Source organism: Mucilaginibacter sp. GW821-FHT07G05, from assembly GCF_059418565.1.
Map to the genome: position 1 here is coordinate 177,792 of NZ_JBWKQC010000004.1, position 16,712 is coordinate 194,503.

The 16,712-nt window shown below is 45.9% G+C and carries 16 protein-coding genes; 9 read left to right on the forward strand and 7 right to left on the reverse strand.

The window, feature by feature from the left end:
- Positions 1-102 precede the first annotated feature (102 nt).
- A complete protein-coding gene (locus tag AC07NA_RS12130; RefSeq protein ID WP_494897826.1) occupies positions 103-2,622 on the forward strand; it encodes an alpha-L-rhamnosidase C-terminal domain-containing protein in 2,520 nt (839 codons plus the stop codon).
- Between the two features lie 164 nt (positions 2,623-2,786).
- The gene (locus AC07NA_RS12135; RefSeq protein WP_494897828.1) at positions 2,787-4,037 is read left to right on the forward strand and encodes a dipeptidase; all 1,251 of its coding nucleotides are present in this window, start codon (positions 2,787-2,789) and stop codon (positions 4,035-4,037) included.
- A gap of 102 nt (positions 4,038-4,139) precedes the next feature.
- Here AC07NA_RS12135 and AC07NA_RS12140 read toward each other — a convergent pair whose 3' ends face one another.
- Entirely contained in the window at positions 4,140-5,657 is a 1,518-nt protein-coding gene (locus AC07NA_RS12140) for a DUF4394 domain-containing protein (protein WP_494897830.1), read from the reverse strand.
- A 277-nt stretch (positions 5,658-5,934) separates the two neighbouring features.
- On the opposite strand from AC07NA_RS12140, the gene AC07NA_RS12145 reads away from it, so the two are divergent.
- The 3 genes from AC07NA_RS12145 to AC07NA_RS12155 all read left to right on the forward strand — a co-directional run bounded on the left by AC07NA_RS12145 (position 5,935) and on the right by AC07NA_RS12155 (position 7,882).
- Positions 5,935-7,011 (forward strand): PAS domain-containing sensor histidine kinase, encoded by a 1,077-nt coding sequence (locus AC07NA_RS12145; RefSeq protein WP_494897831.1) that lies wholly within the window; start codon positions 5,935-5,937, stop codon positions 7,009-7,011.
- A 143-nt stretch (positions 7,012-7,154) separates the two neighbouring features.
- Positions 7,155-7,520 (forward strand): winged helix-turn-helix transcriptional regulator, encoded by a 366-nt coding sequence (locus AC07NA_RS12150; protein WP_494897833.1) that lies wholly within the window; start codon positions 7,155-7,157, stop codon positions 7,518-7,520.
- A gap of 110 nt (positions 7,521-7,630) precedes the next feature.
- Positions 7,631-7,882, forward strand: coding sequence for a DUF1456 family protein (locus tag AC07NA_RS12155; RefSeq protein WP_345213429.1), 252 nt, complete (start codon positions 7,631-7,633; stop codon positions 7,880-7,882).
- 1 nt (position 7,883) lies between these two features.
- Here AC07NA_RS12155 and AC07NA_RS12160 read toward each other — a convergent pair whose 3' ends face one another.
- Positions 7,884-8,768, reverse strand: coding sequence for a PfkB family carbohydrate kinase (locus AC07NA_RS12160; RefSeq protein ID WP_494897834.1), 885 nt, complete (start codon positions 8,766-8,768; stop codon positions 7,884-7,886).
- 274 nt (positions 8,769-9,042) lie between these two features.
- Between AC07NA_RS12160 and AC07NA_RS12165 the strand changes: the two genes are divergently transcribed.
- Genes AC07NA_RS12165 through AC07NA_RS12175 form a run of 3 tightly spaced genes read left to right on the forward strand, consistent with a single transcriptional unit; the run spans position 9,043 to position 11,724 of the window.
- Entirely contained in the window at positions 9,043-9,507 is a 465-nt protein-coding gene (locus tag AC07NA_RS12165) for a RidA family protein (protein WP_345213787.1), read from the forward strand.
- Positions 9,508-9,515: 8 nt separating this feature from the next.
- A complete protein-coding gene (locus AC07NA_RS12170; RefSeq protein WP_494897835.1) occupies positions 9,516-10,631 on the forward strand; it encodes a D-TA family PLP-dependent enzyme in 1,116 nt (371 codons plus the stop codon).
- A 10-nt stretch (positions 10,632-10,641) separates the two neighbouring features.
- On the forward strand, positions 10,642-11,724 hold the full coding sequence (locus AC07NA_RS12175; RefSeq protein ID WP_494897836.1) for a dipeptidase: 1,083 nt from the start codon (positions 10,642-10,644) through the stop codon (positions 11,722-11,724).
- A gap of 97 nt (positions 11,725-11,821) precedes the next feature.
- On the opposite strand, the gene AC07NA_RS12180 is transcribed toward AC07NA_RS12175, so the two are convergent.
- The 4 genes from AC07NA_RS12180 to AC07NA_RS12195 form a co-directional block, all read right to left on the reverse strand.
- Positions 11,822-12,427: a TetR/AcrR family transcriptional regulator gene (locus AC07NA_RS12180; protein WP_494897837.1), complete on the reverse strand. Its 606-nt coding sequence runs from the start codon at positions 12,425-12,427 to the stop codon at positions 11,822-11,824.
- 64 nt (positions 12,428-12,491) lie between these two features.
- Complete coding sequence (locus AC07NA_RS12185) at positions 12,492-13,796, reverse strand: MFS transporter (RefSeq protein ID WP_494897838.1); 1,305 nt, start codon at positions 13,794-13,796, stop codon at positions 12,492-12,494.
- A gap of 17 nt (positions 13,797-13,813) precedes the next feature.
- Entirely contained in the window at positions 13,814-14,104 is a 291-nt protein-coding gene (locus AC07NA_RS12190) for a hypothetical protein (protein ID WP_494898160.1), read from the reverse strand.
- The gene (locus tag AC07NA_RS12195) at positions 14,062-14,652 is read right to left on the reverse strand and encodes a TetR/AcrR family transcriptional regulator (RefSeq protein ID WP_494897839.1); all 591 of its coding nucleotides are present in this window, start codon (positions 14,650-14,652) and stop codon (positions 14,062-14,064) included. The genes AC07NA_RS12190 and AC07NA_RS12195 overlap by 43 nt, the downstream gene beginning before the upstream one ends.
- Before the next feature lie 204 nt (positions 14,653-14,856).
- On the opposite strand from AC07NA_RS12195, the gene AC07NA_RS12200 reads away from it, so the two are divergent.
- Positions 14,857-15,945, forward strand: a complete 1,089-nt coding sequence (locus AC07NA_RS12200; protein WP_494897840.1) for a metallophosphoesterase — start codon at positions 14,857-14,859, stop codon at positions 15,943-15,945.
- A gap of 116 nt (positions 15,946-16,061) precedes the next feature.
- Here the strand turns inward: AC07NA_RS12200 and AC07NA_RS12205 are convergent, their stop codons facing one another.
- The gene (locus AC07NA_RS12205; RefSeq protein ID WP_345213435.1) at positions 16,062-16,700 is read right to left on the reverse strand and encodes a LutC/YkgG family protein; all 639 of its coding nucleotides are present in this window, start codon (positions 16,698-16,700) and stop codon (positions 16,062-16,064) included.
- Positions 16,701-16,712: the final 12 nt, after the last annotated feature.

Sequence of the window (16,712 nt, forward strand, 5' to 3'; positions counted from 1 at the left end):
AAGTGCAAATAATAGCCGTTTTACTACAAGGGTAGTTTAAATTGCACGGGGTAACTTAGTATTATAACCTATATTATAATAACCGGTTCAAATTCCTTCTTTATGGTTTATTTTACACGTGCCTTTGCCTGCCCGAAAGTTTATTTTGTTATCGTTTTTTTTGCATGTTTAACAGGGTACAGCAACTCTACTCACGCGCAATTCAACGGTTATCCGCCGATCTCCGCGAGTAAAAACGGCATTGTCAACAAGCTGTCACCCGATCCTACCATCGGTTACACCTGGGCCAACCCAAAGGCAAACGATGGGTTGGAAAGTTATATCCTTCAGCCCCTTAGGTGGTCGGTTTCAAACGCGCAAAGTTTCAACATGGCCGGTTACAAAAAAGACAAAACTATCGCGGTGAATGGTGAAGGCAGTATCCGCTTTGATTTTGGACAGGAAAATGCCGCCTGGCTCGAATTTGACAGTCCCGACCTGAACGGCAAAGTAGAAATGAGCATAAGTGAATTTAACGAACCACCTGTTAATGCATCCAGTTACCCGGTAAAAACCTTATCACCAAAAAAATACGGAAACACCTACCGCCTTGAGCTCAACCCCGAACTATATGAAGGTGTTCGTTTTGGGTGGATACATGTACGATCGTTCTCTAAAACCTGGCATATTACGGGCGTACGTTTAGTTTGCCAGATAAAACCAACCAATTACAACGGAAGCTTTTCGTGCAGCGATACCATGCTTACGCGCATTTGGTATACCGGGGCTTATACGGTGAAGTTGAACCTGCTTAAAGATTATTTAGGCGCGATACTCATGAACCGGGGCGATAGGTTTTCGTGGACCGGAGACGCGCATCCCGCGCAGGCAGCTTCCATGGTAGCATTCGGTAACTATGATTTTGTAAAGCAAAATATAGCTTATACGTCTACGCAAAGTAACGGCATCCGCAGCTACGCGCTTTATTGGGTTTTGAGCCTTATAGACTATTATAAATATACCGGCGATACCGAGACGTTGAAGACCTATATAGACAATGCCTGCAATAAACTGGATGACGCTTACAAGGTTTACGGCACCAATCCTAACCTTGAATATTATGGCTGGGACGAACGCCTCGGCGCAGGCTTTGAACACCCCAATATCGCCGAACCGCAAAACGCTTACAAAATGCTCTCCATACGGGTATGGAATGAGTTTTCAGCAGCGATGGGCATTTATGGCCGCAAGGACCTTCAGGACAAATACCGCGACTATGCGACAGAAAAGATGAACGCACTGAAAAAGGACGCGGCCTGGTACCGCAATTTTGGCCTGCATGCCGGCACAGATGCCGTTACTACCGGCTTATTGAATAACGGCGAGAAAAAGGCCATTTATGAAAAAAGCTTTACCGATAGGGTAAACCGTGTTTCGTATTCTCCCTTTAACCAGTATTTTGTAATACAGGCATTTGCCTTGTTGAATAAATACGACGATGCCCTAAGTTCCATCCGCGACCTTTGGGGCGGGCAGATAAAATATGGCGGCACTACTTTTTTTGAAGACTACCGCCCATCATGGAACACCGTTACCGGCATTAACGGCGCGGTGCCTAATAATCAATGCGGGTTCACCAGTTTATGCCACCCATGGGGCGCCGGTGTTACCAAATGGCTAAGCGAAGAGGTACTCGGCATAAAACCGACTTCGCCCGGCTTTGCCACATTTGAAATACTACCGCACCTTGGTCGCTCACTTACTAACGTATCCGGAACAACACCAACACCACATGGCAGCATAAGCGCGGGTTTTAATGTCACAACCGGGCTATGTGAGTTTACAATACCACCCGGTACAATTGGCCGCATCGGGATGCCCAGGGTTGAAAAAAACATTAGGAGCATAAAGGTAAATGGCAAACCGGTATGGAATGGCGTTTATCATTCAGTTACAGGCATTAGCGGTGCAAATACCGATGAGCAATTTGTTTATCTTACAGGTGTGCAGCCCGGCAAATATTCGGTAGTTGTTGAATATAGCGGCTCTACGCCCAAATATGTTGAACCACGCGAATCCTATGCCGCTAAATACATCGGAGCAGATTCCCTTACGGGCGGCAATTGGGGCAAGATCTACGGAAAAGATGGCTATGTTTTATGCAATTATAATGGCAACGGGACCGACAAAAAAAACTTACCTGCTTATGTTACCGCTGTTGATTATTACAAGATTAAGGGCAACGGCCAACCCAATAACGTTGTATGGGCGGCAAACACAACTGATAGCAGGGCGCTATCATCAAACACGGCGAACTCCGGCGACCGAACCGCAGCCTGTTTATACGCCATGGATGGCGACCAGGTGGGATATACCTTTACCTCCACCATTACCATAAAAGGCACGCACGATTATAAAGTATCGCTCTATTTTTTAGATTGGGACCGTAAAGGCCGAAAGATAGCGGTTGAAATGTTTGACGCGGAAACATCAAACCTGGTAGCACCGGTAAAAATTGTTGAAGATTCTTCGGGCGGTGCTTACCTCACTTATTCCTATAACAAATCAGCCAAATTCAGGATCAACCTCGTGCGCGGCGACAATGCGGTATTAAGCGGGATTTTTTTTGACCCGGTAAAATAATCTGAGAAGAAAAATAGTTTTGCCTCCTTAGGATATCCTCATTCGTCGATACATTCGCACCATATGACGATTATGCGAAAGATTTGATGCCCTGGTTGTTACCTTTAAACACTGAGTAACCCTTGGTACAGCAAACTGTACACGGGCATTAACTATTAATCACTATGAAAAATCATTCCACATGGTCGCGACGAGAGTTTCTTGCTGCTTTATCTGTTGCAGGGACAGGCACCGCAATCCTGGCGAACCCTTTTACAGCCTGGGCTATTGACGATATAGATCCCCACGTGGCCAAAATAGTAGCCGATACCATCGGCATTGATACCCATAACCACATTGATGTACCCCTTACTACCGCTGACGTTCCGGGGCCGGATATTGACCTGGCAGGTGAGATGAAGCGATCGGGACTGTCGGCCATCTGCATGACATTCGCTGTTGACTATCAGAAACTGCAAAACCCCGGAGATGCCTATGAGCGGTTCAAAAACGGACTGGATTCCATGGACAAGCAACTTGCCCGCAACGATATAAAACGCGCCCTTAATTTGGCCGACCTCCGCGCGGCACATAAAAGGCATAAACCAACCGTAATTCAATCAGTAGAAGGCGGGCACTTTTTAGACGGCCGCCTGGAACGCCTCACGGAAGCTTACGCCCGTGGGCTACGACACTTAACGCTGCTGCATGATAATGATGCATCAGTACCATTAGGTGATGTATTTACAAACCCTGCACGTTTTGGCGGATTAACCCCTTTTGGTGCCGAGGTAATTAAGGAGTGTAACCGTTTGGGAATTCTTGTCGATCTGTCGCACGCCAATACGGAAACAGTAGCTGCCGCGCTTAAGCTGGCGAGCCATCCGGTGATCATTTCACACACCGGCCTCGATACGCAACTGGGCCAAAACGCCAATATGGCCCGCATGATGCGGCCCAGGCTTATCAGTAAAGAGCAAGCTAAAATAGTAGCAGATACCGGCGGCGTGATCGGGGTATGGACACACCTTGCCGACACGCCATTAGCGTATGCCCAAAATATAAGAGCACTGGTAGATGTTGCCGGGATAGACCATGTTTGCATCGGCACCGATACTAAATTAACGCCTGCATACAGGCCTGCCGGTGGCTTCGGCCCTAAACCGGGCGGGCAGGGGCCACCTCCGGGTGCTGAACCGCGTGATCGTAAAGATGCACCACAAGGGAATAGGCCACCGGATGGACCGGGCGACGGTGAGAATCGTGGCCGGGTAGGGGAGCGAACCAATCAGGTTTGGCAAGATCAAAAATCAGGGTTTTATTACGCCGTTATTGATGCGATGCTGAAAACGGGCTTTAATGCTGATGAAATTGGCAAGGTTGGCGGCGGCAACTTCTGCCGTGTTTTTGACGCGGCTACGGCGGGGCATCATTAATGTGAATGACAGTTTACCACTATAAATAAACTAACACTTTTTAAACACGAAGCCCGCTCTATCATGATAAAGCGGGTTTCGTGTTTAATAGTAAGGTAATGTTTAAAAACCTAAACCCACTGTAAATCCGCGGATGTTATTGAGCGGAAAATCACGACCGGCGGTTGTAGCACCGGTGGATAGGTTTACATTATAAAATTTTGTTTTACCATCTGATGTGGTAAATATGCCATAGGCTAAATTACTGGTACCACCTATATCAAAGCCGCCGGTGGCAGTAATGTCAATATTTAACTGACCTACAGGCACAAGCTTACCGTCATTCGGCGGATCTTGCTTGTACAGCATATCGGTTTGGCTGTCAATATCGTACAAGGTAGAGTTTAACGCGCCCGCATAATTGTTATGGTAAGCTATTGATACTATAGAGGGTATGCCGGGGTTTAATGCCGCGTCAACCGAGGTAAGGTCGGCCGTTGTTGGGTTTATACGCAGATTTTGCCCGGTATTGCTCACCACGCGTATCATATCAACCGTCGGGTTAAAATCAAACCCGAAACTTGTACCTGATAATGGGGTAGACAACGCAATGCCGCCATTAACAGCAGTAGCCGCGCCCGATGCCGCATTAAGCGTATATAAACGGCTGGTGCTGCCCAGCGCGTAAATTTGTCCGTTTAACGGGCGCATATCAATGCCTAATATATTTTCGCCGGGCTGCAGGCCAGCTACCGCGAAGGTAGTTGTTGAGCCTGTATTAGGGTTATAAATAACAAACTGGTTATCAGGGCCAATTACATAGCTAACCGGATCTGTCGGGATAGCTATATCTGCCAGTTTTGTACTAAAGCTGCCTATTTTGGTAGTTTTTCCGGTATTGCCATTAATAGTAACAAGGGTTGATTTGCCTGCAATATTTATCGCCGCAAGCGCGGTGCCATCAGGGCCAACATCAAAGCCGCCGCCTTCTTCAGCATCAACACCCAAATCGCCTACTGCAACCAATGTGCCGCTATTAGCGGGTTCCTGACGGTATAGCTTATCAGTAGCGGCATCAATATCATATAATATGGAAGCTACTACTCCCGCTTTGTTATCACTGTATGCGATGGAAGCTATTTTATTAGTCGCGGCTATACTCGGGTCAACACTGGCTACTTCTCCTGTTTCGGGATTTATACGCAGGTTTTGCCCTGTATTGGTTACTACGCGGATACGATCAACCACCGGGTTAAAATCCAAATTTGCCAGGGTGCCGCTAAGTGCAGGTGTAAAAGGCGTGCTGTTAATAGCCCTTGCCACACCTGTATTAAAATTAATAATGTAAATACGGCTGGTGCTGCCTAAGCCATAAAGCTGGCCGGTAGCCGGCCTGAAATCAATACTTAATATTTTTTCACCGGTTTGCAGTCCGGTAATAGCCAATTGCCCATCAACCGGCCCGGTTTGCGCATTAATTAAGGATAGTCTATTATCCTCAGTTAAAGCGAAGAAATTAATATTTGGCCCAACCGTAAAATCGGGGTTGGGTTTATTCTCCTTGGCACAGGATGCCAGGCCTAACACGAAAGCGCCAATAACAGCGTATTTCGTTATCGATAAAAGTTTGTTTGTTCTCATAATTTATATTTAAAAGTAATAATAAATAGCTGATAGCAGCAAATGTAATTTGGTTCAGTATGGCTTATTAAATCGGTAAAGCAAATTGCGCAGGTTTAAACGGGTGGCATCCGCAAAAAAGTATGCCATACCCTTTTTTATATACGTTGATAATATTGAAAACGTAACAATAGCTTGTTGCATTTTATGTATATTGCTATACCCCTAAAAAATAATTAATTTAGCCATGGCTGCAAGTAGCTAAACCTTTTACTATTAACTTGTTAATTCAATTTACGTGAGTAGCCCGAACGCCGATAAGCCGTACAACCTGGATCTTTTTTTTGAACTGTCTGCTGATCTGCTGTGCATTGCCGGATACGATGGCTATTTTAAAAAGATCAACCCTGCGGTTTCAAAATTACTGGGGTATACCCCGGAGGAATTGCTGGCACGCCCTATCCACGAGTTTATTTTTACCGGCGATAAAGATGTTACGGCACGCAACCGCGAATCGCTGCTGAACGATACCCCGTTGCTCAACTTCGAGAACCGCTATGTGACCAAAAGCGGCGAGATAGTCTGGCTATCGTGGACATCGATGCCCGTTGCAGATCAGCAGGTGGTTTTCGCGATAGCGAAGAACATCACCCATAAAAAGAAGCTTGAAGAGGAACGCGACCAATTGATCAACGACCTCGCGCAAACCAATAACGATTTGAAGCATTTGGCCTACATGACATCGCACGATTTGCGTACGCCCGTAAGCAACCTGCTGCTGGGGTTCGATTTGATGGATCTATCTAAAATAAAGGACGACGATACACTGATGTTTATAGACGTATTAAAATCGGCGGCCGAAAGTCTTAAAACCACGCTTAATAATTATGTTGATGTGCTGATACAAAAGAGCACGCAAAACATCATCACCGAAGAACTGAATGTAAACGATTCCCTGGGTATTGTACTGCGATCGTTAAACTCGTTACTGTTCAGCTCCAAGGTAACCATCAATACCGATTTTTCGGCTGCCGAAACAGTGCTGTTCAACAGGGCTTATCTCGAAAGCGTTTTTTTAAACCTCATATCTAACGCCATAAAATATGCCCGGCCCGAGGTTGGTCCGCAGATAAATATTTACACCGAGAGGGAGAACGGTAAAACCAAACTGATAGTGGCCGATAACGGACTCGGTTTCGATATGATAAAGGTGAAGGACCGTCTCTTCGGTTTTAACCAAAAGTTTGGCAATAATGGAGATAGCAAGGGTATAGGATTGTACCTCGTGTATCACCATATTACCAGCCTTGGCGGCGAAATAACGGTAGAAAGTAAACTAAACGCGGGTGCAAGGTTCATAATAACCTTTAAATAGCGTTTTATTTAAGCTTTTTGCCCACTAAACAGATAGAATATATTTCATATCATTATATTTGTATCATAAGGTTACCGTTGATAGTTTCTTAATTATACCAATGGATTTAGAGAGAGGGAGCCTTATTATAACCAATATATGTTATGAGAGAGAGCAAACTTTCGGGGGCGGATTGCCCCATGACCCGTACCATGGCCACTTTAGGTACCAAATGGAAACCCATCATTATTTTCAGCATTAATACCGGCAGGCTGCGTTTTGGTCAGCTGGATACCAACATACCACTCATTACCCGCAAAGTACTTACCGAGCAATTGAAAGAACTGGAAGAAGACGGCCTGGTACTGCGCGAATCTTTTATTGAACTGCCCCCACGTGTAGAATATTCACTAACCGAACAGGGACTGGCGTTGCTACCCATTTTACGCTCGATGTGCGATTGGGTAGTTAATTTTGAACAGTCGCAAGGCATCCAGATTAAAAAGCGGGCACAACCTGTGGTGGCTTAATTTATCGCGCCAAAATAAATGCTGACCTTGTCACGTTTTAGGGCTCATCATATACAGAATTATGCAGATAAGCCTTTTTACTTACCTTTGATGCACAAGCGTAAACAGAAATGAGCAATAACGATATAATGAAGAAGCTGCGGGTAGCTTTAAAGTTTACTGATGATGATATTATAAAGGTGCTGGAACTGGTAAATTTCCGCATTACCAAAACCGAGATCGGCGCGATATTCCGTAATGACGACCACCCTAACTTTAAACCTTGTGGCGACCAGATATTACGCAATTTTTTGAACGGACTGATCATTTACAAACGCGGCCCGAGAGAGAAAGCTCCTGCAAAACCTTCTGATAGCAATTAAGTTATTCGCTGATAGGCTGCTTTACCTGCATAAAATCAATCACCTCATCTTCGGTGCCTACAAACGGGCCCGATGCCGCGATCTTTATACTGGCCATGGCCGCAGCAAATTCACCGGCCTGTTGTATATCGGCACCCTTTGTGCGCTGGTATAAATAGCCGGCCATATAGGTATCGCCGCATCCTGTAGCATCAATAACGGCAGTAGGCTTAAATGCTGGAATGGTGTAAAACACGTTATCAGCATAAATTACCGAGCCCATACTCCCCAAGGTGATCACGACTTCTTTAACGCCCCAACCCGCCAGTATTTTAGCACCTTCGTGGATGTTCTTGCTGCCGGTAAGCACTTCGGTTTCGTGTTCGTTGGCTTTAAGGGTGTGGATATATTGCAATGCCTCCTTTTTAACAGGCCAGTCAATGGCATGTACCTGTTGGTCGCGTACCTCACGCAAATAACCTTGTACATCTAAGCTCACCTTCGCCCTGCCGGCTAATGATCTGATCAGCGTTAAATCCATATCATCTGCCAGTAAAGGGCCTAAGTGAAATACTTTCGCTTCGGTTCCGGTCAACTGTTCGGGGGTAAAAGGATCTGCCTTTTGCGCCACGCGCTGAGTGCGGTGGTCCTGGTTTTCGGAGTAAATGTTTTCAAAATTTACGGTGTGCGTACTTGGCAAGGCATCAACCTTTATACCTTTGGCCCGCAGGTCGTCAACAAAACGCATTTCGGTTTCGGCCAGCGCGGTTATCAGCATGTAGTTTACGCCCATATTGCGTATAGCGTTCGAAAAATAAAAGGACGTGCCCCCGGCCATGTGTTTAACGGCTTGGGTGGTAACTACTTTATCTAAGGTGATATGTCCTACACAGCAAATATCGTACATCGCGATCAATTTTTGAATTAAACCGGCGCTTACATCACCGGCGAACCACAAATGTAAATTTTATAATAATATATGTTTAAAAAAATGTAACGCTTTTAGCTATACCGTGCTGATAATTACCTTACTGTGGCTTTTGCAGTTTACTTACGGGTTGCTACTCACCATAATAATACTCATATTGCATTTGTATGGCAGCACGAAAACAAACGCTTTCATACCGCCTTTTCTGTAATATACAGGTGGGGCATCTGCATAAATGATAAAACAAATTACAATGAGTACTCCTGAAGAAAACTTTAAAGCACTGGGCCTTAACCTGCCGCCCGCGCCTGCGCCATTGGGTGTTTACAAACCTTATTTAATTGATGGTAAATACCTGTATGTATCGGGCCATGGCACGGTGCAGGATGATAAAACGCTGATCATTGGCCGCATTGGCGAAACCATTAATATGGAAGATGGCAAACTTGCCGCTCGTCAGGTTGGTTTGGCCATCCTATCAACCATTAAAACAAACCTGGGCAGTTTAGATAATGTAAAACGGGTGATAAAAGTATTGGGTATGGTGAATTGCGTGCCCGAGTTTGAAAAACATCCTTACATCATCAATGGTTGTAGCGAGCTTTTCGCACAGGTATGGGGACCGGAGAATGGCATTGGCGTGCGCAGCGCCGTAGGCTTTGGTTCACTGCCCGATAATATCCCTGTAGAAATTGAAGCCCTTTTTGAGTTAGTATAATTATCGCTATGGCTGCTGCACAAAACTGGTTTGAGATAGCCGATATAGATAAGCTGGATACCCCGGCATTGGTGATCTACCCAGAACGGGTTAAGCATAACCTTGCCTTGCTCACGGATATGATTGATGACGTAAGCCGGTTACGGCCGCACATCAAATCGCACAAGAACGGGGAGGTACTCAAACTGAATATGGCGGCGGGCATTAGCAAGTTTAAATGTGCCACCATCGCAGAAGCCGAATTAGGCGGAATTTGCAAGGCGCCTGATGTGCTGCTGGCCTATCAGCCCACCGGGCCAAAACTACAGCGGTTTATCAACCTCGTAAAAAACTATTCCGATACCCGGTATTCATGTTTGGTTGATAATATTGATACGGCAAAAGCCTTCGCTGCCGCTGCCGCTGAGAACAGCATCACCATTCCTGTTTACATTGATTTAAATGTGGGGATGAATCGCACCGGGATAATACCCGGCGATGAGGCATTGCAATTATATGCCGAAGTTGACCAGTTTGCAGGGCTTAACCTGATCGGCCTGCACGCTTACGACGGCCATATACACGATGCCGATATAGAAGTCAGGAAAGCCCGTTGTGCCGAAGCCTTTGATCCCGTAAGGGAATTGTTGCAGCAATTAAAAGCTAAAGGCTATTCGCCGAAGGTGATAGCTGGCGGAACACCGACCTTCCCGATACATGCTTTATGGAATGATGTGGAGTGCAGTCCCGGAACATTTATTTACTGGGATGCAAATTACGAAGCACTGTTTGAAGAGCAGCCTTTTTTACCGGCAGCTTTACTGGTAAGCCGCATTGTTTCGCTGCCTGCGGATGGGGTGACTTGTACAGACCTCGGCCATAAATCGGTAGCATCTGAAAGTGAGTTGAGTAAGCGTGTGGTGTTTTTAAATGCTCCCGAACTAAAACCGATAAGTCATAGTGAGGAACACTTAGTATTACAAGCAACTGAAAATCAATGTTATAAAGTTGGCGATGTGTTTTATGGCTTGCCTTTTCACGTATGTCCTTCCGTGGCCCTATATGAGCGAGTTGTTGTTATAGATAAAAACTATATCGCCGGTGAATGGTATAATAACGCCCGCGACCGTAAAATAAATTATTGATATTAAGCCTATGTTTATTGTAGATGCCCACCTCGACCTAAGTATGAACGCGCTGGAATGGAACCGCGACCTTACCCTGCCGGTGGCTCATATCAACGCGAGGGAGAAAGGCCTTACGGATAAACCCGACCGTGAAAAAGCCGTAGTATCACTACCCGAATTGCGCAAAGGGAACATTGGCCTGGTAGTAGCTACCCAGATAGCGCGCTATGTAGCGCCGGATAATGCTTTGCCCGGCTGGCATTCGCCCGAACAGGCCTGGGCACAAACGCAGGGACAGCTGGCCTGGTATAAAGCCATGGAAGAGGCAGGCGAAATGGTGCAGATCAATAACCTGCAAACACTGGAAAATCATTTGGCTTTATGGCATAATGGTGAAGACAATACTCAAAAACCTGTAGGTTATATTTTAAGTTTAGAGGGAGCCGATTCTATTGTTACCGTTGAACATTTAGAACGGGCTTATGCCTATGGCCTCCGTGCTGTAGGACCTGCGCATTATGGCCCGGGCCGGTACGCGCAGGGGACTGATGCCACGGGGCACATGGGGCCCAAAGGTCATGAGCTATTGAAGAAGATGGAACAACTGAACATCATCCTTGATGCTACGCACCTGTGCGACGATAGCTTTTGGGAAGCGCTCGATCATTTCAACGGCCACATTTGGGCCAGTCATAATAATTGCCGTGCATTGGTAAACCACAACCGCCAATACAGCGATGAACAGATAAAAGTATTAATTGAACGGGGCGCTGTAATTGGTGCCGCGCTCGATGCCTGGATGATGGTACCCAACTGGGTGCGCGGACAATCGACACCCGAAGGGATGCACTGTAACCTCGAAGTGATGATAGATCATATCGATCATATCTGCCAGATAGCGGGTAATGCGCTGCACGTAGGTATTGGCTCTGATCTGGATGGCGCGTTCGGCCGAGAGCAGTGCCCTTATGATCTGGTTACCATTGCCGATCTGCAAAAGGTTACCGGCCTGTTAGCAGCACGTGGTTATAATGATAAGGATATTGAAAATATGATGCATGGTAATTGGCTAAGGTTTTTGCGGAAAGCGTGGAGCCCCCCAGCCCCCTGAAGGGGGAGTTTTATATGCGAGGTGGACTTTCTTCCGACTTTTCAAAGTGCACAGGCGTTAGGTAACACCCGAACCTCAAACCCGGAACCTCGCCCCTTCACTCCACTTTCAACTCATCAATCACCGCTTCTACTGTTTTTAATATTTTATCCATCGCTCCAAGGTCGTTGGTTACTCGGGAGATCATTACCGCGCCTTCTATGAGGGCGATGATGGATAGGGCGGTGCGGGGGATCTCGATGTCTTGCTTAAATTCTCCTGCGCTGATACCGCCTTCTATCAGGTCGGTGATGCTTTTCTTCCACTTTATTACGGCTTTGGCGGCGCGGTCTTTCAGCAGGTTATGGGTATCATCGGCTTCAATGGCGGTATTTAGTATCGGGCAACCGCCTTGTGTAATAAACCCTTTAGTTACGTTTTTATACACTTTGGCATAAACCATCAGCTTATCATGGTATGATGCGGCACGGCTAATTTGCTCGCTGATCAGGTTTTTCACCTTTTCGCTGTTGTAATCAAATACCGCCAGGGCAACCTCTTCCTTGTTCTCGAAATTACCGTATATGCTGCCTTTGGTAAGCCCGGTCGCTTCGGTAAGGTCTGACATGGAAGTGCCGGCGTAACCTTTTTTGTTAAAGATCTCGGCAGTACTTTCAATAATGAACTTACGGGTACGTTCGGCTTTTGATAATGACCTGTCCATATACAAATATACCAAAAGGTATTTATGCGACAGGTCATTAACGGTAATATTACACCAGGTTTACTTATAAATGCTCGGGCAGTACCTCGTCTATGCTATCGTAATTTTCGGCAGCAGCTACATTAACTACTTCGCGCTGTTTGTTTTGCACCATTACACTTACACGGTATACAAAGAAGATACAGGCGGTAATTACAACTGCAACCACAATACCTAAAGTGCTGTAATGCTGCAATGGAGCACCCTTGCCTGATTGCGATACTATCAAGCCAGCAATTACAGCACCAATACCACCGGCCACCTGTTGTAACGACGAACTGATACTCATGTAAGCACCGCGATCGGCCATTTCGGGGATACCGGTATTAAGCGTAGTGGCCGGAATCATGCGGCTCATGATGCCCATAAACATGATCATGTTAACCACTACCACCAGCCACAGCGGCACAGGCGGCAGGTTGGTGTAGATCAATATCATAATGATAGCCAGTATTGAACCGCCGGTAAAGAGGTGAAACTTGTTCAGCTTATCGCTCAGCTTACCAATGAGGGGCATAATCACTATAGATGATATACCGGTGCACAAAAACACCATAGGCAGCGAATGTTGCGAAATATGGATATTATTGATCAGGTACGCGCTGCCAAAAGGCATCAGCATAAACCCACCAACCGACAGGAAAGCTGTAGCTAAAAAGCCGGTTTGATAGCGGCTGTTAGATACCGTATGCCCAAGGTGCAAAAACGCGTTCTTTTCCGACTGTAGTGCCAAATGCTTATTAACCGGCTGCATTTTAAACACCATTACCAGCATTAACAATACGGCCAGACCAACTATCATTAAAAACGGCGCGTGCCATCCCCATAAGTTAGCAAAGTACAAACCGATAGGGATACCCAGCACCTGGCTGCCTGCAAAACCCATTTGCAATACGCCCATTACACGGCCGCGCTGGTTAAGTTCAAAAATATCGGTAACTACGGCCATTGATATAGCACCTATAACACCACCGAAAAGGCCGGTAACAACGCGGGCTGCCAGTAACAAATGGTAGCTTGTGGCCATAGCGCAACCGAAGGTGCCTAATATAAAACCGGCATAAAAGAACACCAGCAGTTTCTTCCTGTCGAATTTATCAGCGAAACCGGCGGCAAGCAGGCCGGAGCCACCCGCGCTGAACGCGTATACTGATACCACCCAGCCAAATTGCGCAGGAGTGACGTTTAACGATTTCATGAGGATATCGCTCAATGGCGATAGCACCATAAAATCTAATATTACGGTGAACTGCAACAAGGCCAGTATGCCTATCAGCAGCTTTTGGTATGCGGTAAACGGTGTTGCCGCGGTTGATTGTGGTTGTTTCATTTTGTGGGGATAATTGTTTAGTCAAGTTCTATACACAGATAGCCCTTTTGATTAATTAATTCAATAATGCTTAAGGCATCAAGCGTGGCAGTTACAACGCGCAGTACCCGGTCGCAATCGTCGAGGTCAACGTTCCAATCGGCTACGCCCTCTGTAGCGTTGAGCAGCGAACAGATGTTTTGCCTGTCGCGCTCGGTTTTGATGCTGGTTTTAAATACAAATATTTGCTCTTCCATAACATTCATAAATGTTGCCGGTAAACCATTTAATTTTTTAGCGCCTTTATCACCAGGGCAAATGCCTGCCATATCATATCATCGGTAAGTATAAATGCCCTGCCACCTATACTACGGCCTTCCTGGTGAAAACGCAACAAGTTATACAACGGGCCAAACGCTATAGCCCAGTACACCTCCAAAGGCATGGCGTTAATTTCGCCGCGCTTGATGGCATTGTGCATAAACCGGCCCATTGTTTCTTTAAACTCATCTACAAACACTTCGTAAATCTCTTGTTGGTAGGTTGATGAACGTAATTGCTCAAAAAACGCGCCCAAAACAGGACTGCGCAACGCGTGCTTTACCCGGTTTTTCCATTGGTGCCGTAAGCCTTCCTCAAAACCTACTTCAGGATTAAAGTTCTCCAAAATCTGCTCGCACATTAACCGGTATTCTTCGGTACCTATTTTAATGATCAGGTCGTCCTTATCCTTATAATAGATATACAGCGTAGCAACAGATATTCCGCAGGCCTTTGCCAGCTTGTTCATGCTAAAGCCCTCAAAGCCATCATTCACCAAAAGCTCAATAGCTGTTTGTTTTACCAGTTGCTCCTTATCCGTATTTCGTGTGCGCATTAATAGTTAAATAGTTACGGCACAAATATAAGTGAACGTTCGTTCATTTATAAAATTTATTTTTATTTTTTTATGATGCTATGGAAATGAATTGTCCTTCCGTCTTGTTTGAAAGAAGGTAGAATATACTTTTATTGATAGTACAACCCCATTTAATTTACGCGTGCGCCAAACAATCCACATTGTTAATACATTAGTGTTTAGATGCGCAAATTTCTTCAGCAATTATTACGTAAGCCAGTGAGTAAACTGGCCGACAAATATTCGTCGCGGCCGGATAAAAGGCGGGTGAATTACGCGCTGAATAAACTACTGAAAAAAATACGGGAGGGTAAAGGAGATCGGGGACCGGTTATTCAGTTTAACCCGCATACAGATAAGTTTATCATCCTGTCCGATCAGCATAAGGGGGCGCGTGATGACGCGGATATCTTCGCCCTTGCCGAGAAGAACTACTTAGCCGCGCTGGCGCATTATAATAAGGCAGGATACGCCTATATCAATCTTGGTGATAGCGAAGAGCTTTGGGCGAACTTGTTTATTACTGTAAAGCGCCATAATAAGGCCACCTTTGAAGCCGAGAAGGAATTTTTGAACCGTGATGCTTTCATCAAAATATTTGGCAATCATGACTTGTATTGGGATAACGATCCGCTGGCACAGGTGAGCCTGATGCAACTCTACGGTAAAGCCATAAAGGTTTATGAAGGCGCAATACTGCAAACCAGTATTAATTGCAAACCGCTCGAAATATTTATGACGCATGGCCACCAGGGTGATTTGCAAAGCGACGGTAATTGGTTCAGTAAATGGTTCGTATCAAATATATGGGCGCCGCTGCAATCGTACCTGCACCTCAATATTAACACCCCGGCCACTAACGACTTGATGAAGACCGATCATAACCGCATCATGTACGAGTGGAGCGCGAAGCAACAAAACATGCTTTTTATCACCGGGCATACGCATCAGCCGGTTTTCGCGTCATTTACGCATATCGAGAAGTTGTATGCCGATCTTGGCCGTGCCCGGCTGGCTAAGAACGAAGCCTTGATCGTCTCCCTGCAAAAACAAATAACCGACCGCAATTATAAAGGCGACGACTCCTTCGATTTTTCAACCTATAAACCCACCTATTTTAACAGCGGCTGCTGCTGTTTCGACGATGGCGACATCACCGGCATTGAAATAGCCGATGGTTACATCCGCCTCATCAAATGGGAATACAATGGCAACAGCCCAAGTGAAAGAGTGGTATTGGAGGAAGCGATGTTGGAGTCCTTCTTACCATGACCATGATTTTGACCATGATTTGAAGGATTGATTGGATTACCTTGATTGGATTTTTTGCTCTGACTAAGGGTCACATCTACCCACCCACAACTTACAACACACAACCTACAACTCAATCACCCATCCAGCAGAAACACGAACAGCTCCTTGGGGCCGTGGGCACCTAACACCAGTGTTTTTTCTATGTCGGCTGTGCGGCTTGGGCCGGTGATGTTGGTGATCATGGAGGGCAGGTTTGTACCGTATTTCTTCTTTAGCAGTTTCAGGCCGTCCTTAACTTCTAAAACTAATTGAGAGGTGTAGGCCAGTACAATATGTACCGGTGGATAAATGCTCAACCTGCGGCCTGCCATGCCCGCGTTTGAGAGCATGATGCTTCCGTTACGGGCTATCAGCGCTTCGCAAAGGGTAAAACCCACCTGTGCCTGGTCAAAATCTTTATCGGTTTCAAAATAAGGGTATTCATACTGGGTAAGGATGTTTTGCAGTTCGGGCTCCCAGCAGTAAATTTTGTGCCACTTGCGCTCTTCGGCAAGGGTAAGCAGGTTTTCAATAAACTGGATATCATCCTCACAAAAAACAAACTGACCGGCCGCTTCAGTAAACTGCTCGGCGAAAAGTACCTCCAGCATTTCTTCGTTAGCGGGATACAATGGCAGATCTTCAAGGTTTGGATAAGGATTGTCCCTTTTTTCCAGCAACGCCTTGCGGATCTTTTTCAGCAGTTTCTCTTTCGGTGTAGTAATATCCCTCATTATAAAACAGTA